Raw genomic sequence first — 18973 nt, forward strand, 5'->3', positions numbered from 1 at the left:
CGGCGGCCTTATTTGCTGTTGTTACTGTATTCGCTCCAGTTCTTCGCAGCGGAAGCCCCCGTCCCGACAATCGATGCCGACGGCACCAACTGGCTGATCAGGCGATTCCAGCGAGTCACGTTGGCAGGCCCGACATAGACCACGTCCTGGGGTCGCACTTCGAAGTGCGAGGCGAGCGCCATGGCGGTCGGCGATTCGGCTTCCAGCTGGTAGATTTTCGCCGGCTCCACGTCGAGGTTTTCCACCCCGCGAATCACGTACACGGCGTTGCCGTTGGAGGTGGTCTGACTCAAGCCGCCGACCGAACCGAGCACGTCGGACAGGTTCATGGTGGCAGTCTTGAAGCTCAGCGCTCGCGGCTGGTTGACCTCGCCCATCACGTAGATGCGCTTGTTGTCGTTGTACGGCAGATACAGCTGATCGCCACCCTTGAGGTAGACGTTCTGCAATTCGGAATCCTGCTGATTCAGCGCGTCGAGATTGAGCGGATAGACCCGCCCGTTGCGCGTCAGCATCAGCCCCGACAAGTCGGCATTGTTGGTATCGACACCGGCCGAACCGAGGGCTTCGACCACGCTCAGCGGATTGGTCGAAATCGCCTGGGGGCCGGCCTTGGCCACGGCGCCCGAGACCACGACTTTCTGGCTGGCGAAACGCAGCACCGCGACATCCACTTGCGGCTCGGCAATGAACGCCGAGAGGCGTTGCTCGATGTCCGAGCGCAGTTGCTGGATGGTTTTACCGGCGGCCTGGACTTCCTTGATGTACGGGTAATACAACGTGCCGTCGGAGCGCACCAGACGGCCGTTGGCATCGATCTGCTGTTGCGCACCCGAAGGGGCGGTCAGCTCGGGGTGATCCCAGACCGTGATGTACAGCACATCATTGCTGCCGATGCGGTATTCGGCCGGGGTCGCCAACAACTCCGCCGGCACCGACTCACGCTTGTACGTGGCCCGGTTCATGGCGATGAGCTTGGGGGTGATCTGAATGAGCTCGACCCGGCTGCTTTCGCTGGCGCCCTGGCGCGTGATGCTACTGGTGCTCAGGTACTGGCCGGGGGAGAACATGCAACCTTGCAAAGCGAAACTTGCCAACATTAAAAGAGTAAAACGACGATTCATAATGGCACTACGCTATTCAAGGGCGAATCCAAAAACAAAGTCACCCGACTTTCGTCGGGCGACCTTGTACTGCACCAACAGATACTTCAGTTAGTTGTGCGTGCCGGTTGTACCCGTGGTACCGGTGGTACCCGTTGTACCGCCGTTGGCACTTCCACCACTGTTGGACGCCGCTACAGCACTGGCGACCATGGCAGTACTGGCAGCAGGCGCTGTAGAAGCCGCGACACTGCCAGATACATTGGTCACTGCTGTAAGCGGCGCTTCAGCTGCGGAGGCCCAGTTGCTCAACATCGTCAACAGGGCGATCGCCATCACTCTCTTCATATCAACTCCTTTCTAACATCGCACCTGAACATCGGGTGTTCGTTAGAGGTGGTAGAGTTCAAGTCGCAAAAAGCGCGAACAAGATCCGTTGTTCTTTCACAGTCTTACCCAACTGATAAAAGTCGAACGGCAGGTTTATATCTACGGACTTGCAATAGGCATTGCCAGTCTAATTTCCCGACGATATCTAACAACCTGACTGAAACTAACATTGCACTAAAACGCCATCATCCCTGATAACCCCGGGGATGATTCGATTGCCAGCGCCAGGTGTCGGTGACCATGTCCTGCAAGTTGCGCGTGGCTTTCCAGCCGAGTTCCTTCGCGGCCTTGGAGGCGTCGGCCCAGCTCTCGGCAATGTCCCCGGAACGCCGTGGCATTACCCGGAACGGCACTGGCTGACCGCAGGCCTGCTCGAAGGCCCGAAGCACCTGCAACACGCTGTAGCCGTCGCCGGTGCCGAGGTTCCAGGTATGAATGCCGGTGCGGTCGGCGATCGATTGCAGGGCTTTCAAGTGCCCGTCCGCCAGATCCACCACATGGATGTAATCGCGCACGCCGGTGCCATCGACCGTCGGGTAATCGTCGCCGAAGATCGACAACTCCTTCAGGCTGCCGACCGCCACCTGGCTGATGTAAGGCACCAGATTGTTGGGGATGCCGTTGGGGTCTTCGCCCATCTGGCCGCTGTGATGCGCGCCGATCGGGTTGAAGTAGCGCAGCAGCGCGATGCTCCAGCGCGGTTCGGACTGGCACAGGTCGCGCAGCACGTTCTCGACGATCAGCTTGGACTGGCCGTAGGGATTGGTCGGATTGCCGGTCGGGAAATCCTCGCGGATCGGCATCTGCGCCGGCTCGCCGTAGACCGTGGCGGACGAGCTGAACACCAGCCGGAACACCCCCGCCGCTGCCATCGCCTGGCACAGCGTGATGCTGCCGCTGACGTTGGTTTCGTAGTATTCGAGCGGCTTGCGCACGCTTTCGCCCACGGCCTTGAGCCCGGCGAAATGCAGCACGGCATCGATGGCGTGCTGCTGGAAAATCCGGTCCAGCAGAGCCCGGTCACAGACATCTCCGCGAATCATCAGCGCACTTTTGCCGCAAATGGCTTCCACCGCGTGCAAGGCGGCGTCGCTGCTGTTGCAAAGATTATCCAGAACTACAACTTCATAACCTGCTTCAAGTAGTGCAAGTGTGGTGTGCGAGCCGATATAGCCGGCGCCACCCGTTACCAGAATCTTCATAGCGCGGTCCATGTGGGAAAAGTGCCAACTCGCGTGTCAAGCGCTGTTTGTTTAATGTGTGTCTTGATTCACACAAACAGCGCGACAACAACAAGAAACAAAAACAGTTCAATCACTGGCTATAAATATTTTTACAAGCCAAACTGTATTGCCTGGTACTTATTAGCACTCCCGCGCATTCATCACTATCAACGGATGCCGACTAAAAATAACCAATAACTGTCAAACCGACATCTCATAACATTGTCGTGTTTTACACTCATTGCTATTTGCCACTCATCTCCCGAGTCAGGTATTAAAGTACAGCTTCAATAACTTGCAACCTTTCGTTATTGCAATAAACGATGGCAGTGCGCCATGAATGACCAGGAAACTTTTATGATCCGTAAATGTTTGTTCCCCGCTGCCGGTTATGGCACGCGTTTCTTGCCGGCCACCAAAGCCATGCCCAAGGAAATGCTGCCGATCGTCAACAAGCCGTTGATCGAATACGCCGTTGAAGAAGCACGGGACGCCGGCCTGCAACACATGGCCATCGTCACCGGACGGGGCAAGCGCGCACTGGAAGATCACTTCGACATCAGCTACGAACTCGAACACCAGATCCGTGGCACCGAGAAAGAGAAGTTCCTGGCCGGCACTCGCGAGCTGATCGACACCTGCACGTTCTCCTACACCCGACAGGTGGAAATGAAAGGCCTGGGCCACGCGATTCTCAGCGGCCGCCCGTTGATCGGTGACGAGCCTTTCGCCGTGGTGCTGGCGGACGACCTGTGCCTGAACCTCGAAGGCGATGGCGTGCTCACGCAGATGATCGAGCTGTACAAGAAATTCCGCTGCTCGATCGTCGCCATCCAGGAAGTCCCGCGCGACCAGACCCACAAGTACGGCGTGATCGCCGGCGAAGCGATTTCCGAGGGCATCTACCGGGTTAATCACATGGTGGAAAAACCGGCCCCGCAAGACGCACCGTCGAACCTGGCGATCATCGGCCGCTACATCCTCACGCCGGACATCTTCGACCTGATCGCCGACACCGAGCCGGGCAAGGGCGGCGAAATCCAGATCACCGACGCCCTGATGAAACAGGCGCAGAACGGTTGCGTGCTGGCCTACAAATTCAAGGGGCTGCGCTTCGACTGCGGCGACGCCGAGGGTTACCTGCAGGCGACCAACTTCTGCTACGACAACGTTTACCTGAAGGGCCGCTGAGCGGCCCCCACTGATTCATTGCAGCACGCACATCCAACGAGGCAACCATGAACATTGCACAACATTCCGCAGAGATTGAACGTGAGGTGGACAACCTCGGGGTGATGAGCTGGTTATCCCGCCATCAGCCATTGCCCAGCGCCAATGGCCCGTGGCTGGGCACCCTGCTGCTGGTCGACCGCATCGGCGTGTTTCCCTCCTCCGGGGACATACGCCGGGCGATCCGCGATCCCTATCCCCTGCTCGCCCACCTGAAACGGATCTACGGCGAGCAGGCGCTGGAGGTCGATGACCGCGACGGCCTGAAAGTGATTTTCAGCGACTGGCGTTTTCGTGTGCGGATCTGCTGCAACGACCCGGCGATCATCGTCAACGTGGAAACCCGTTGCGTGACGCAGTTGATGCCGCAGAAAACCGCAGAGCTGCTGAGCCATCTGGATCTGTTCGACAACTGATGGCTACCTCGAAGTCTCGCCACAGCTGTCCTGTGGCGAGACTTTTTGCTGTCCGCCCACGACCCAACGATAGAAGTAATCGGCGATCACCCGCCCACCCGTGGCCGGTACCGGATGAATCTTGTCCGGCCCGATCATGGCCGCCGCGTAGCGTTTGACGTCGGTGCCGAACGCGCATTGCAGATTGGCGTAACCCAGACGCTGCTCACGGGCCCAGGGCTCGATGACCTGTGTATAAGCCGACATCGGATACGCGCTGGAGCGAGTGGTGTCCTGACGCAGGATCAGGTTGATGCTCGCCGCCGGCTGAATCTCGCGGAGCATGCCGACCAGCCCCTGAACGTTATGCAAATATTGCTCGGGCTTCACGCCAAAGCCCTGATCGTTGCCACCGAGCATGATCAGGTAAATGTCTGCGGGGATCTTCGACACCACGGCTTTCCACTGCGCCTGCCAGCGAGCATCGTCGTGATAGAAATCAGCGGACGCCGCGCCGGACGCCGCCAGCTTCGACACCCGAACCCCGTTTTGATCGTTGCTCAGCCACAGGCCGAACAGGGTTGGCGCGCCCTTCATCACTTCCAGTCTGAAAGCCCAATCGGTGGCTGCCGACGTGCCGGGCAGCGGGACTTCCTGAACGCCCTCGCCTGCAAGTTTCAATGGATGCCAGTCGGCGGAGGGTGACCAGCGATAACGCAATTCACTGGGTTCACCGTTGCCAAGGTAGAGCAGTTTCGCCTGAGTGACGGCGGTGTTGATGGCAGGCGTCGGATTGGCGTCGACTTGCAGCCAGGCGCCGGGGCGCCCGGTCACCGTGCGGCTGTCGGGACTGGCCTGACCGAGGCCGGAAACCTGCCAGTCGCCGCCGAAGTATTTCTCGCTGCTGCGGGTGTACTTGAAATGCGTGCCACCCAGCGCTGCGCCGTGGTTGAAGCCGACATAACCCGGCCCGGCAAACCCGACCTCTCCGGCCACGCGCTGCACCAGTTTGTTCAGGTAGTAATCCTGCCCGGCGCTGTAGCTGTCGCCGATCACCGAGATCGACAACACCTTGCCGGCCTTGCCTTCGCGCCACTGGCCAAACCGCTCGCGAGCGTCGCCGACCTGCACCACCGCCGCCGGCGGGACCTCATCAACAGCCAGCATGAATCGCTTCCTTCATCGAATCTGCGCCACCGGGGCAATGGTCGCCGCCGGTTTCTTTTTGGTCGCGGCACGTTCGCCGAGAAACAGCACGGAGGTGAAGTTGAACCGACTGAAAATCATCGACAACAGCACCGGCCCGAGCAAGCCACACATCACGCCGCAGAACACCAGCACGCTTTCGTCTTTCACGCCCAGGCGGCCGAGGATCGAGCGCGACGTGGCGGCGAACAACACATGAAACAGGAAAATCGCATAGGAATAACCGCCGAGCCAGGTCAGCGCCTTCGAGCGCATGTCACTGGACAGCAACGCAATGCACGACACACAGCCCACTGTCAGGCCGATCAGACTGCGGCGGTCGACGATCAGCTCGCGGTCCACCGACGCCACGTACAGCAGCGTCAGCGAAATCAGCACAAACACCAGCGGACCGATCACCTTGAACGTCTGCTTCAGCTCGCTGACTTTCTCCTGGCCGATCATGCCCGCCACGAAGAACGGCAGCAGATAAATCGCCCCGTTGATGCCGAACGCATCAACCGGAAACGGCGGCAACAGGAACACCGCCGCCGCGAACGCGAACAACAGGTACAAACGCGTCGGTGTACGCAGCAGCCCGCGCCACTCCAGCAGGCCGACGAACATGAAAATGATGAACACCGCCTGCAAGAACCAGAAGTGGTTGATCGGCACATAGAACGACAACAGCGCATCCATCACGCTGACGTCCTTGTTCACGCCCGGCCCCACCGCCTGCAACACCGAGAACGGCACACCCACGCAAAACAGCGGCACGATCAGCCGCCGAACCTTGCCGCTGAAGAACGCGGAAAAGTCATTGCCGCGAATCTTGTAGATGGAATAGATGTAGCCGGAGATGAAAGTGAACAGCGGCATGCGCACGTACACCATCGAATCGGCGATCACCCGGAACGGCGAGCCGATGTCGATTTTCAAACCACCGCCCAACGGTCCGATCACGTGATAGAGCACCAGCAACAGGCACGCCAGACCACGCAGGGTTTCGATCTCCAGGGACTTTTTCTTGCTCGACATAAAGCACCCGCCTCAATTCAGGATTCTTGATTCAACCTTCACCGGTTTGTTCGCCCGCAACATCAGACCCAGGCCCACGAACAGCACCGGCACCACCATCGAAAAGTGCCGGGCGAACGAGCCGAAGTCCGGTTCGAACAAGCCTTGAACCAGCAGGAACGCCAGCGGAATCGCGATCAGTTCCTTGGGTTTGGTCTGGATCGGCGCGCCCTTGTAATCGGTCGAGGTGATGACCTTGAACAGCAGCAGCGCGGTCATGATCATCAACGCCACGAAGATCACCTGACCCGGCCCGGACAGCAGGATCAGCTCTACGGGGAACGACAACCGGAAGAAAATGATCATCGAGTCCAGGGCCTGCGAGACGAAGTCGCTGCCGCTGAGCCACGACACGATCAGCGATTTGGAACCCTCTTCGCCCGCCGTGCGCAGTTCGTTGTTGCTGGCGCGAATCGACGACACCGGAAAGCCCAGCGCCAGCTGGATCGCCATCGCAACGGCCAGGTAGAACAGGAACAGCATCAGGAAGAAGGTCGTGCGCGACACGTATTTCTTCATCACGCAGACGCCGACCCAAGACAGCGAAAACAGAATCCAGTAAGGCCGGATCAGCACGCCGTAGATCACCGCCGAAAGGAAAAATCCGCCGCGATATTTGCGCGTCAGCGAGCTGAACAGAATGCTCAGCACCGCCACCGACACAATGATTTCCTTGGTCAGGTTTTCCAGGAAAAACGAACGCACGATGCCCCACAGGCACAGGGTTCCGAAGATGGTCAGCGGCATGCGCCGGAACACCACAACGGGAATCGCCGTGAGGAAAAAGTTGCAGAACATCCCGTAGGCCCAGGCGTTGGTCAGGTTGATCCCGGTGGGCCGCAGCAGGAACGCCGAACACTCGTAGGACGAGCGATCCGGCGAGAACGGGTTCCAGAAATTACAGTTGTCGGCCCGGGCATAGGACGACCACAGGGTCATCGCGTCCGGGCCCGGATCGCGCGGCACCAAGAGCGGCATCGCCACCGACAGAAACAGCCCGGTGAACAGAATCAGGAACGACAGCGAGGAATCGAGTCGACGGCCGCGAAACTCGATGCACGGCAGTTTCAGGCCCATGACACGACAGCCTTTTTCGCCCGCGTGGCACGCGTCAGCAGCGCAATCACGCCGAGCTGCACGATGATCGCGAAGACGTTGCCCCAGGCCGCGCCGTAGATCGACCAGTGCTTGATCAGCAGGTAACTGACCGGCACTGAAACCAGCAGACAAATGGCCGCGCTGGCGAGGGACACCCGACTGTTTTTCGAAGCGATCAACCCGCCCCAGACGATGTCGCCAACGCCGCGCAGGGCGAAGGAGAAAATCAGTACACCAAGAATGCCGTTGTCCGGACGCGGAACGCTGGTGGCGACGTAATCGAGCACCACGTTGAAGAACAGATAAATGCCCACCGCGACCGCCGCCGACACCACCAGCGACCGCGCGACCCATTTATTCACGAACAACTGCCGGACCGTGAACGGTTGCTGATCGGCCTGATAACGCTTGGCGAGCAGCGGAATGCCGACCACCGCCACCACCGCGTAGGACAGCGCCTGCAAGGTATTGGCCGCCGACCACGCGTACACGTATTTACCGAGGCTGGCGTAGGGTTCAAGGTCGATGATCAGAAAGCGTTCGGCGTACTGGCTCAGGGCGATCAGGCCTGTGCCGAGGTAAAACGGCAACCCGGCTTTCCACACGGCCGCCGTCGCCAGCGTCCCCTCTTCCCGCCCGCGATGAACATTCACCACGATCAGGTAACCGGCGACGATCACCAGCACGTTGGCGATGACCCACAGCCACAACACGCTGGCGATTGCGGACACCCAGCCGAGCGCCATTCCGCCCACGGCCAGCAATGCCCAGAGCCCGGTCTTGATGAAAAACAGCAGCGCACCCGCCGTGGCTTTCTGCGCGGAAAACACGAACGAGTTGATCTCGAACGACAGGTGCTCGGTGAGCAGCACCAGCGTCACGCAGGCGATCAGCGCGGTGGTCGCCTCCACCGACTGGAACAGTGAATAGATCACCACCGTCAGCACCGACAACGCCAGCCCCACGGCCAGGTACAGCAACAGCACCTTGTCCACGACCCGGCGCGAACTGCCGCCCACACTGATCAGCCGATTGATCTCGGAACTGAAACCGACGCTGTAGAACTTCGACGCGATCAACGACGCCGCGACCACCACGCCGTAAAAACCCAGCGCCTCGTAACCGAGGTAATGGGTGATGGCGAGCACCAGCAAGAACTTCGCGCCCAGTGCCCCGCCCCGCAGCAACAGCCGGAATATCATCGAATGACGCCCTTGATGATGTCGTCCATGGCTACGGTTTTTGCCTCGATCTCGCGGCAGGTGTCGGTCAGGCGTTTGCCGAAATTCGACAGCGCGTCAGGCGCGTAAACCGTGTCGATGATGGTGTCGACATTGATGTCGCCGCCGTTGATGACCCAGTCCTCGACGCCCATGTCCTGATAGGCGCCGAAGCCTTTGCGCTCGTAGCTGATGTGGTACGCCGGCACTCCCGAGAGCAGCGATTCGATCGCGCCGTGCAGGCGTACGGAGATCACCAGGTCCGGTTGGTATTTGGCCAGTGTCGCCTTCAACGGCAACAGGTTTTCGGTGATGCCCAGTTCGCGATAGAACGCGCCGTCATCGTTACCGCGCACGGCGCTCTGTACGGCGCAGACCACTTTGCTTTTGTTCTTCAAGCGCTGCAGCAGCACTTTCAGGTTGGCCACGTAGGCAAGTTTCTTTTCCTTGCTCCATGCCGGCGGTTTGCGCAACACCACGCACACCGTGGCCGGCGTCGAGGCGCAGCGGGTGAACTTGGGTTGCTGAAGGATCTTGCCGGCCAGCGCCTGCACCGCGAGGTCCGGCGCGCGGTAGACATTCTCGCAAGCATCGAACAGCGCCGAAGAACGGTTATCGCGCACAAACACCGCATCGGCGCTGGCGTAGTGGCCGACGATCTTGTCGCTGTCGCCGTGGAACGGCCCGATGCTTTGCGGCAGGTACACCGACGGCACTTTGCTGAGGATCGCGGTTTCCAGTTGTTTGGCATGGCCGAGTTTCAGCTTGATGTGCTCGAAGGCACTTTTCGAACGCATGTAGCCGCCGCCGACGCCGACGATCAGATCGGTTTTCTTCAGCAGATCCGCCAGCCCCGCGTAGGACTGATTGAGGAACACCGCCTCTTTGACCCGGCCCAGGCCCTTGGCCGCCATCACCGGCGCATCGAAACGCGGGTGCGGCAGGTACTTGAAAGAGTCCGGATCGGAAGCCACGACGCTGATCGCGGTGTCTTCACCAAAGTTGCGCTGCACCAGCGCAATGGCCAGATCGACCAGCAGACCATCGCCGGAGTTGGAGGCACTGTAGCCATGCAAAATCGTTACGTTCATGAGCGGAGTTCTACTTAATAAGAGGGAGCGGAATACACGTCGTAGGTCTGGCGGATCATCAACGCGGCGCTGAAGCGCTCGCGGACGATGCGCCGACCTTCGATGCCAAGGGCCGACAACGCAGGCTTCTGGATTTTCCTCAGCCGATCGGCCAGCGCCTGGTGGTCACCGGCGGGGAACACGTAACCGGACACACCATGGGTGACCAGCTCGGGCAGCGACGTGCAGTCGCTGGCGATCACCGGCAAGCCCAGCGCCATGCCTTCCAGCGGCACCATGGCAAAGCCTTCCCAGCGGCTCGGGACAATCAGCGCATCGGCTTTCTGGTACAGCGCGTGCACTTCGGTCGGGGTTACCCAGGGCAGGTATTCCACCCCGTCCAGCGGCGGACATTCGACAACGTCCTCGTTCACCGCACTGCCGACCACCGTCAGTTTCAGGTCGCTGCGCTGTGCTTCGCTGTAGGCCTTGAGCAACACGTCGAAGCCTTTCTGGTAGTCGAGGCGACCGACGAACAGCAAATGAATCGGTGCCGGATCGTTGGCCTTGCGTTCGTCATGCTTGTGATCGATGCCGTTGTAGATCAGCGTCATGCGCTGGCGCTCGATACCAAACTTCGCGGCCTTGTCCAGCTCGAACTGGCTGACGCAGATGATCTTGTCCGTGACCTTCTGCAGCACCCGCTCGATCCACGCATAGACTTTCTGCTTGATCGGCGAGCTTTCCATCAGGAAGGAAAAGGCATGGGGGCAGTAGACGATTTTGGGCTTGCGCCACGGTCGCAGGAGCACGCACACGCAACGGCCGATCACCCCGGAAAAGGTGCTGTGCAAATGCACCACATCGGGTTTTTCCTTGACCAGAACCCGCGCCAGCTGCCAGGCAAAACGCAGCAGCGACGGCACGTTGCGCCCGCTTCGGGCAAAGGTGCGGATCTGCTGAGCATCGATGCCGTGCAGTTCTTTCTTCTGGTCGAGCGGGACCAGATACACCAGCTCATAGCGCCCGTCTTCCGGCGCCGCCGAAATCGTGCGGATGACCGTCGCCACCCCACCTTTGATCGTTTCCGCCACGTGCAGTATTTTTTTCACAACCCACCCACTTTCATGCCTGTAAGGACCGTCGCTGAGATTCAGGACTGGTCGGACGCGTATTCGTAGTTGTAATAGCTGCCGTTGCCGTAATAGCTGGCCGCACGCTTCTCGACGCCGTTGAATACCGCGCCCTTCAACTCGATTCCGTTCTGGGCGAAACGCCGGATCGTCATTTCGATTTCCTTGGCCGGGTTCACCCCGAACCGCGCGACGATCAGGCTGATGCCGGCTTCGCGACCGACAATTGCCGCATCGGTCACGGCCAGCAGCGGTGGCGTGTCGATGATCACCACGTCATAGCGTTCGCTGAGTTGCGCCAGCAGTTCGCGGAAATTCGCGTGCATCAGCAGTTCGGAAGGGTTCGGTGGAACCTGGCCACGACTGATGAAGTGCAGGTTGTCGACCTCGACCTTGTTGATTGCCTGATCGAGGGTGCAGCGCTTGACCAGCAGATCCGACAGTCCGTTGGTGATCGGCGTGTTCAGGGTCTTGTGCAGATGACCTTTGCGCATGTCGGCGTCGATCAGCACCACGCGCTGGCCGCTCTGCGCCATGACCGCCGCGAGGTTGGAAGAGACGAAGGTCTTGCCGACCTGCGGGCTCGGGCCGGAAATCATGATCCGGTTGTTGGTCGAATCCAGCGCCGCGAAATGCAGGCAGGTGCGCAGGCTGCGGATCGATTCGATGGACAGGTCCGTCGGGTTGCGCAGGGCCAGCAGATACGCCGGCGTGTCTGCCGCGACTTTGGCCCGGACTTTTTTGCTGTCCTCTTCCTGTTGCAGGGCACTGTAGGGAATCGACGCGTAGACCGGCAAGCCGAGCTGTTCGATGCCTTCCGGCCCTTCCAGGCCCTTGCTCAAGGATTTGCGCAACAGCACCAGCGCCACGCCGACGAAGGCGCCGAGGAAAGTGGCGATCAGCACGATCAGAGCTTTCTTCGGTTTGACCGGGCTGGTCAGGTCGACGTCCGCCGTATCCACCAGACGCACATTGCCCACGGCGCCGGCGCGGATGATGTCCAGCTCCTGGGATTTGTTCAGCAATTGGGTGTAGATCTGCGAAGCGACTTCGACATCTCGGGTCAGGTTGAGCAGTTCCTGCTGGGTGGCCGGCAGGTCCTGAACCTTGCCTTCCAGCGAGCGCTGTTGCTGGGTCAGTTCGCCGATCTGGGTCATCAGCGCACGGTAGGCCGGGTGCTGTTTGGTGAACTTGCGATCCATCTCCGCCTGTTGCAGTTTCAGCTCGGAAATCCGCGTTTCGAGGGCCACGGACTGGCCGAGCACCGATTGGGTTTCCAGCGAGATGTTCACGGTCTTGCCATGGGTCTGGTAGGCGTTCAGCGCATCGCTGGCCTTGGCCAGATCGCGTTTGACCTGCGGCAACTGGCTTTGCAGGAACGCCAGGCTCTGCGCCGCTTCGGCGGAGGTGCGGCGCACGTTCTGATCCACGTACAGCGAAGCGATCTTGTTGAGAATCTTCACCGCTTCGGCGGCGTCGCTGCTGGCCAGGGCCAGACGGATGATCCCCGATTCCTTGCCTTGCTCGGAGATGTCCAGCGCGTCCTGATAACCCTGAATGGTCACGATCCGTGGGTAACGCACCACTTCGAAACGCGTTCCGGGGTTGGCCAGCAGTTGTGCGACCTGCCCTTCCACGCCGTCCTGCGCGAAGGCTTCGCCCGCCACGCCGTCGACCAGCAGGTTGTCGTTGTCGTCGAGCAGTTGGAAGCGATGTTGTTCGCCGGCGATCAGGGTGAGTTTCTTGCCCAGCAGTTCCTTGGGCAGATCGAGCTTGGCAAACTCCAGGCGCTCACCGCCCCAGGCGTAGCTGCTCAGGCCGAAACGCGGCGGCGCGACGCTGAGTTCGGTCTCGCCGCGATAGCGCCGGGAAAGAAAGCCCCCGATCAGCGGAAAAGTGTTGGGGGTGACGTCGATGTCCAGGCGCAAATCGTCGACCGTCTTACCGATCACTGCGCGGGATTTGATGATGCCGATTTCGGTCACCGACGGCGATTGCCCGCCGAGCATGCTGTTGAGGTCGGAAAAACCCAGCATGTCGTTCTTTTTCGGTTCGACCTGCACCAACGCGTTGGCCAGATACACCGGCGTAGCCAAGATCGCATAGGCCACACCGGTCATCATGAATGCGCCGGTGAATGCACCGATCAACCACTTCTGATCGATCAGGCTGCCGAAGATGCCGAGAAGATCAATACTGTCTTGATCGTTGTCGCGGGTGCCGATTACTGACGGTAACTGCATAAGTCTTTCTTACCATTCACTGAACTGAAGAATATTGATCAACGCGCCAGACGTTGCGCCCATGAGCTAACAGCATCTTCAATCAATGCATGGGCATGAATAAAAGCGGCTTGCCCCTGACGATAGGGGTCCTGTATTTCTCGTTCGCTCTGCCACTTGCCCAGCAGAAACACTTTGCCCCTGGCGTGAGAGGCAATCTTCAGCACTTGATTAACATGTTGTTTTTCCATGACCAGAATCAGGTCTGATTCATTGACGATGTCCGCTGTCAGTTGCCGCGCCTTGAACCCTTCGGCACTGTGTCCGCGGTCTTCCAGCACCTGGCGCGCGTTGGACTCCATGCCTTCGCCGACCCGAGCGGACAGGCCTGCGGAGGTCACGCTGATCGCCGAGGGCGTCAGTGCATTGCGCAACAGAAGTTCCGCTGTCGGACTTCGGCAGATATTGCCTACGCAAACGACAAGAATCTTTTTGAACAAGGTTTACTTTCCCGTGTAATGTCAATCGGCCAACATGCCCTGCAAATTCGAATGAACCCGCAAGACCTTCCTTCACTCGGAAATAGATTCACCCGTTAATACCGATGCATTAAGTACCACGGCCTCTAAAAGTCCCCCAACCAGAATTACCGGACTAAAAATAACTGTGATTTTCAGGTCGAAGTTTTCCGACAAAAAATAACATTCGTGCACTTAGCTTCTTTATTGGCCTCGAAACCTGTGTAACGAGATAACCCTTCGCTAGATGTCATTCTCATCAGGAGAGCCGACATGAAATCAGCACATCTCAAACATCTTGGTGCCGCCGCCCTGTTGATACTCAGTGCAGCCGCGCAGGTTCACGCCAGTGCTTTATTCCCGTCACTGCCCGCCAGAACCATAGGCGTACAGGTCAAGATCCAGAACTTCACCCCAGCCGACGCCGAGCAGATCAAAGCGGCCGGATTCAGCTTTGTGCGCTTCGGCGTCTGGAGCGACAGCCTCGGCGGCAAGGCCTATCAGAAGCAGATCAGCGATGCCTTTGCGGCAGCGCGGTCCGCCGGCTTGCCGGTCTTGATGACTGTGCGCGCCACCAAACCATTGACCGGCGACCTGGCGAGCGCCGGTGAAGCGTTCGCCAACGCGGTGACCGGGCTTGAGCAAGCCTGGAGCGCGCAACTGGTGGGGATCGAAATCTGGAACGAGCCGGATCTCGACACCTACTGGCCCACCGGAGACTTCAAAAACACCTTCGTGCCATTCATGACGGCCATGTGCAAGACGCTGCAGGGCAAGCCGCAATCGACGCCTCTGGTGGGATTCGGTTTCGCCCGCCCGCCGACGGCCGGCTCCGCCTCGACCGTGGCACTCAACAGCATCCTCGGCACTTATCCGCAGTGCCTGGACGCCATTTCCTATCACCCTTACGGCATGACCGCGACGCAGATCAGCAACGCGCAAACCTTCATCCAGCAAAACTTCCATCTGCCGGGCGTCATCAGTGAATGGGGCATCTCGGCGCTCGCCTCCAACGGCGGACCGGACGGGCAAGCCAGTAAAATCTCTGCGTTCATCGCTGATGTTAAAAAACTCAACATCCCGCTGACGTCGATTTACGAATGGAAGAACAGCGAGTCGGGCAGCAACGACCGGGAGAAGAATTTCGGCCTGCTGACCTCCGACGGCCAGTCGAAACCGGCACAAACGGCGGCCTCGACCCAGCTCAACGCCGAATAGGCGCTGCGCAACGGGTCGCTTGCTTTGAACCTGTGGTCCTTTTTGGCATCGTATTGATCGATAACGCGCCCCGCCTTTCAAACAGCCGTTTTCAGGTTGTTGCCTGCGGGGCACTCGATACGCCGACATGCCCTTGAGTGGCTGTCGGCGCTCGGGTAATGTCACCAGACCCATAGGACAGAGCACGCTCATGACTTCCAAGCTGGAACAACTCAAACAGTTCACCACCGTCGTGGCCGACACCGGCGACTTCGAAGCGATTGCCCGGGTCAAACCGGTCGACGCCACCACCAACCCTTCCCTGCTGCTCAAGGCAGCGGCGATTCCGGCCTACGCCGAACTGCTGAACGCCAGCGTGCGCGACTGCAAGGGCGATGTCGGCCTGGCCAGCGACCGTTTCGGCGTCGCGGTCGGCCAGGAAATCCTCAAGGTCATTCCGGGCCGCATTTCCACCGAAGTGGATGCGCGCCTGTCGTTCGACAAGGACGCGATGCTCAAGCGTGCCCATCGCCTGATCGAACTTTACGACAAGGCCGGCGTCGGCCGTGACCGCGTACTGATCAAGATCGCTTCGACCTGGGAAGGCATCCGCGCCGCCGAGATCCTGGAAAAGGAAGGTATCCAGACCAACCTGACCCTGCTGTTCTCCTTCGCTCAGGCCGCTGCCTGCGCCGATGCCGGCGTGTTCCTGATCTCGCCGTTCGTGGGCCGCATCTACGACTGGTACAAGAAGGCCAACGGCAACGACTACACCGGTGCCGACGATCCGGGCGTGCAGTCCGTGACGCGCATCTACAACTACTACAAGGCCAATGACTACAAGACCGTGGTCATGGGCGCGAGCTTCCGCAACCTCAACCAGATCGAGCAACTGGCCGGCTGCGACCGCCTGACCATCAGCCCGGACCTGATCGAGAAACTGGCCGCCGACACCGGCAAGCTGGAACGAAAACTCGCTCCGGGCCATGCCGGCGAAGCGCGCCTGAGCCTCAACGAAGCACAATTCCGCTGGCTGTCCAACGAAGACGCGATGGCCACCGAGAAACTGGCCGAAGGCATCCGTCAGTTTGCCCGCGATCAGGAAAAACTCGAGGCGCTGCTGCAAGCCAAGCTGTAATCGGCCAAGCGCAAACGCAAAAAGGGCGAACCCTCACAGGTTCGCCCTTTCTTGTGCCTCGCGGTCTCGCTGATCAGTGCCGTTCGAGGGCATTCACCAGGTCATGGAAGGCTTCGCGGTTGGAGTCGTTCAGGCCCATGAGGATCTTGTGCGCTTCGAGCACCTTGATCCGCACAACCTCTTCCGACTGATCCTGGTCCGGCAGATCATCGAGGCATTCCGGGCATGGCACGGGATGGTTGACGATATTGAACACCTGCTCGAAACCCATCGACTGCAACAGACGCGTGATGTCCTCGTGGGTGGTGACCACGGTCGGCAGCAGGCCGACCTTCTGCCGCGACAGGATCGACAGCTTGGCCAGCAGGCCCAGCGTGGTGCTGTCGATGCTGCGGGTTTCGGTCAAATCGATCACGATCGCGTTGAAATTCAGCGCGGTGAAGATTTTTTCAATAGTCGCATCCAACGCCGAACACAGGGTCAGGCGAACTTCACCGACGAACTTCAGGACGAAGGTGCCGTCCTGCTCGGCGAACTGGATTCTACCGGTACTCATCAAAGATTCCTGCTCAACACCAACAGGGCGATATCATCCGGCATCTCCCCTAGCGTGGCCAATCCAAAAACCTGCCGCAGACCATCCAGGCTGCCGCCCGCCGACTTGACCCGTTCGGGCAAGGCGGCTTCTTTTTCTTTGAGTGTGGGTTCTGGCAAAAGATCCAGAATGCCATCAGACATCAGCGTCAGGCTGAACGTCGGTGGCAGCTCGAGCACGTGGTCTTCGTAGGTGGCTTCGTTGAAAAGCCCCACGGGCAGACCGCGCCCCTCGAGGTAGCGAACACTGTCAGGCGTGTACAACACAGGCAACGGCAGATGGCCGCCGATGCTATAGGTCAACAAACCGGTCTCCTCGTCGATGACTCCACCGACCATTGTGACGTGTTTACCCAGCTTACAACTGATCAGCCCCCGGTTGATATGACCGAGGACTTCCGAAGGCTTGAATTCCGGCAGCGTGCCGTTGCGCTTGGATTCGAACAGCAGGCGCGTGGTCATGAACTTCAGCAGCACGGTGACGAACGCCGAAGAGGCGCCATGACCCGAGACATCCGCCAGGTAGAACGCCACCCGGCGCTCGTCGACCCGGAAGTAGTCGACAAAATCACCCGACAGGTACAGCGACGGGATGATCTGGTGCGCGAACCTGAATTCGTCGATGGCCCACGGACTTTCCGGCAACATGTTCATCTGCACCTGGCGACCGGCATTCTGGTCTTCCTGGAGCAGGTTCAGGCTGGCTTCGAGTTCGCGGTTGGCCTTTTCCAGTTTCTCGCGGTAGCGCTGGTTTTCCAGCAGCAGACGCGCACGATCCAGGGCCCGGCGCACGGAGTGCTCGAGCACGGCCAGATCTTCGAGAGGCTTGATCAGGTAGTCCGCCGCGCCCAGGCGCAGGGCCTCGACCGCGTCGTTCATCACGCCGGCGCCCGAGACCACGATCACCGGAGTCTGCGGTGACCGCTCAGTGACCTGACGGATGAGTTCGAGACCGCCCATCTGCGGCATGCGCAGATCGCAGATGACCAAGTCGGGCGTGTCTTGCTCGAATACCTGAAGACCCTGCTGGCCGTTACTGGCCTGCAAGACGCTGAAACCACTGTCTTCCAAATAGGCCGCGAGGCTCGCGCGCACTACTTCGTCATCATCGATTATCAGCAGCGTGGCACTGGTTTTTGGCATGTGGGCAAACGGCGCCAGAATTAGGTTGGCGTAGCAGGCGGGGCAACGGCCCGGCGCAGACTACTGGATTCGCTTTCTAGCCTCTCTGCTGCACCGCTTCGGAGCGTTTGCCCCGCACACGGTTGCACCAGAGGTGCCCTTCTAAGGCGCAGACGGTACTCCCATCCTTCGAGCGTTTCAAGCATGCGCCGATGGTCGCTTGGAGACTTTGTTTGTCAAATCACTCGCAGTTATAAGAACAGCTTCAACCGTAACCCAATCATTGGACGCGCCCACAAAAAAGGCGACCTCGCGGTCGCCCTTTTGTGCCGATCAATCGAGATCAGAAATCGTCTTCGACCTGCCCGTCCTTGACCTTGAACTCACGGTTCTGCAGGTAGGCGTTGCGGATGAAGGTGTACTTGTCGCCGCTGATCAGCTTCTCGCTCGACAGCAGGCTGGCGCGGGTGTCGACGATGTTCAGGCCGAAAATCGAGTTACGCACCGGCACATCGTTGATGTAGCGGTACGGGCCGGTGAAGCTGTCGACGTACTTGGACGGCGCGTCGCGCAGGGTGCTTGGACCCATCAGCGGCAGCATCACGTAAGGACCGCTGCCGACACCCCAGTAGCCGAGGGTCTGGCCGAAGTCTTCGTCGCTGCGGTTCAGGCCCATTTTGGTGCCGACGTCGAAGAAACCGAGCAAACCAAAAGTGGTGTTGAAGATCAGGCGCGCGGTGTCGACGCCAGCGGCGGCCGGCTTGGCCTGAAGAATGTTGTTCGCCAGGTTGGTAACATCACCGACGTTGCGGAACATGTTGTGGATGCCGTCTTCCAGGAATTGCGGAGTAACAAATTCATAGCCTTGCGCCAAAGGCTTCAGCGCATAGGTGTCGACGAAATCGTTGAACTCGAAGATCGGACGGTTGACGCTTTCCCAAGGGTCTTCTTCCGTTGCGGCCTGAGCGGCGAACGGCACCAGCATCACGCTGGTACATACACAAAGCTGAGCAAGAGGATGGCTCCAGCGCATAGAAAACTCCTTGGATAGTACGGAC

Annotated in this window: 18 protein-coding genes; 4 read left to right on the forward strand and 14 right to left on the reverse strand. The window is 59.5% G+C overall.

Features of this window, described 5'->3' with window-relative positions; genetic code table 11:
- Positions 1-8: 8 nt before the first annotated feature.
- The 3 genes from KJY40_RS19800 to galE form a co-directional block, all read right to left on the reverse strand.
- Positions 9-1124: a polysaccharide biosynthesis/export family protein gene (locus KJY40_RS19800; protein WP_192561785.1), complete on the reverse strand. Its 1116-nt coding sequence runs from the start codon at positions 1122-1124 to the stop codon at positions 9-11.
- Positions 1125-1214: 90 nt separating this feature from the next.
- Positions 1215-1451 carry a hypothetical protein gene (locus KJY40_RS19805; RefSeq protein ID WP_230732049.1) on the reverse strand — a complete coding sequence of 79 codons (237 nt, stop codon included), beginning with the start codon at positions 1449-1451 and terminating at the stop codon, positions 1215-1217.
- A 227-nt stretch (positions 1452-1678) separates the two neighbouring features.
- Positions 1679-2695: a UDP-glucose 4-epimerase GalE gene (gene galE / locus KJY40_RS19810; protein WP_221533886.1), complete on the reverse strand. Its 1017-nt coding sequence runs from the start codon at positions 2693-2695 to the stop codon at positions 1679-1681.
- A 378-nt stretch (positions 2696-3073) separates the two neighbouring features.
- Here galE and galU point away from each other — a divergent pair, with 378 nt between their 5' ends.
- The gene (galU, locus tag KJY40_RS19815) at positions 3074-3907 is read left to right on the forward strand and encodes a UTP--glucose-1-phosphate uridylyltransferase GalU (protein ID WP_007951629.1); all 834 of its coding nucleotides are present in this window, start codon (positions 3074-3076) and stop codon (positions 3905-3907) included.
- 47 nt (positions 3908-3954) lie between these two features.
- A complete protein-coding gene (locus KJY40_RS19820) occupies positions 3955-4362 on the forward strand; it encodes a phosphohexomutase domain-containing protein (RefSeq protein WP_230732050.1) in 408 nt (135 codons plus the stop codon).
- Between the two features lie 3 nt (positions 4363-4365).
- On the opposite strand, the gene KJY40_RS19825 is transcribed toward KJY40_RS19820, so the two are convergent.
- From KJY40_RS19825 to KJY40_RS19860, 8 genes are read right to left on the reverse strand one after another with little or no spacing between them, the layout of a single operon-like run.
- On the reverse strand, positions 4366-5508 hold the full coding sequence (locus KJY40_RS19825; RefSeq protein WP_230732052.1) for an SGNH/GDSL hydrolase family protein: 1143 nt from the start codon (positions 5506-5508) through the stop codon (positions 4366-4368).
- A 12-nt stretch (positions 5509-5520) separates the two neighbouring features.
- Positions 5521-6564: an acyltransferase family protein gene (locus KJY40_RS19830; protein ID WP_230732054.1), complete on the reverse strand. Its 1044-nt coding sequence runs from the start codon at positions 6562-6564 to the stop codon at positions 5521-5523.
- Between the two features lie 12 nt (positions 6565-6576).
- Positions 6577-7680, reverse strand: a complete 1104-nt coding sequence (locus KJY40_RS19835) for a hypothetical protein (RefSeq protein WP_011335164.1) — start codon at positions 7678-7680, stop codon at positions 6577-6579.
- Entirely contained in the window at positions 7671-8903 is a 1233-nt protein-coding gene (locus tag KJY40_RS19840) for an MATE family efflux transporter (protein WP_230732057.1), read from the reverse strand. Before KJY40_RS19840 ends, KJY40_RS19835 begins: the two co-directional genes overlap by 10 nt.
- Positions 8900-10012 (reverse strand): polysaccharide pyruvyl transferase family protein, encoded by a 1113-nt coding sequence (locus tag KJY40_RS19845; protein ID WP_230732064.1) that lies wholly within the window; start codon positions 10010-10012, stop codon positions 8900-8902. The genes KJY40_RS19840 and KJY40_RS19845 overlap by 4 nt, the downstream gene beginning before the upstream one ends.
- A 14-nt stretch (positions 10013-10026) precedes the next feature.
- Positions 10027-11103: a glycosyltransferase gene (locus KJY40_RS19850; protein ID WP_230732066.1), complete on the reverse strand. Its 1077-nt coding sequence runs from the start codon at positions 11101-11103 to the stop codon at positions 10027-10029.
- A 41-nt stretch (positions 11104-11144) separates the two neighbouring features.
- Complete coding sequence (locus KJY40_RS19855; RefSeq protein WP_230732083.1) at positions 11145-13367, reverse strand: polysaccharide biosynthesis tyrosine autokinase; 2223 nt, start codon at positions 13365-13367, stop codon at positions 11145-11147.
- A gap of 38 nt (positions 13368-13405) precedes the next feature.
- On the reverse strand, positions 13406-13846 hold the full coding sequence (locus KJY40_RS19860) for a low molecular weight protein-tyrosine-phosphatase (RefSeq protein WP_230732084.1): 441 nt from the start codon (positions 13844-13846) through the stop codon (positions 13406-13408).
- 291 nt (positions 13847-14137) lie between these two features.
- Here KJY40_RS19860 and KJY40_RS19865 point away from each other — a divergent pair, with 291 nt between their 5' ends.
- Entirely contained in the window at positions 14138-15082 is a 945-nt protein-coding gene (locus KJY40_RS19865) for a glycoside hydrolase family 5 protein (RefSeq protein WP_230732085.1), read from the forward strand.
- 190 nt (positions 15083-15272) lie between these two features.
- The gene (tal, locus tag KJY40_RS19870) at positions 15273-16199 is read left to right on the forward strand and encodes a transaldolase (RefSeq protein WP_007951616.1); all 927 of its coding nucleotides are present in this window, start codon (positions 15273-15275) and stop codon (positions 16197-16199) included.
- Positions 16200-16272: 73 nt separating this feature from the next.
- Here tal and rssC read toward each other — a convergent pair whose 3' ends face one another.
- The 3 genes from rssC to KJY40_RS19885 form a co-directional block, all read right to left on the reverse strand.
- Positions 16273-16755, reverse strand: coding sequence for an anti-sigma factor antagonist RssC (gene rssC / locus KJY40_RS19875; RefSeq protein ID WP_003226553.1), 483 nt, complete (start codon positions 16753-16755; stop codon positions 16273-16275).
- Positions 16755-17936 (reverse strand): two-component system response regulator RssB, encoded by a 1182-nt coding sequence (gene rssB / locus KJY40_RS19880; RefSeq protein ID WP_007951615.1) that lies wholly within the window; start codon positions 17934-17936, stop codon positions 16755-16757. Before rssB ends, rssC begins: the two co-directional genes overlap by 1 nt.
- Positions 17937-18258: 322 nt before the next feature.
- Positions 18259-18900, reverse strand: a complete 642-nt coding sequence (locus KJY40_RS19885) for an MlaA family lipoprotein (protein WP_407682005.1) — start codon at positions 18898-18900, stop codon at positions 18259-18261.
- Between the last annotated feature and the right edge of the window lie 73 nt (positions 18901-18973).

Origin of the sequence: Pseudomonas fitomaticsae, from assembly GCF_021018765.1 — a bacterium.
GTDB classification, from domain to species: domain Bacteria; phylum Pseudomonadota; class Gammaproteobacteria; order Pseudomonadales; family Pseudomonadaceae; genus Aquipseudomonas; species Aquipseudomonas fitomaticsae.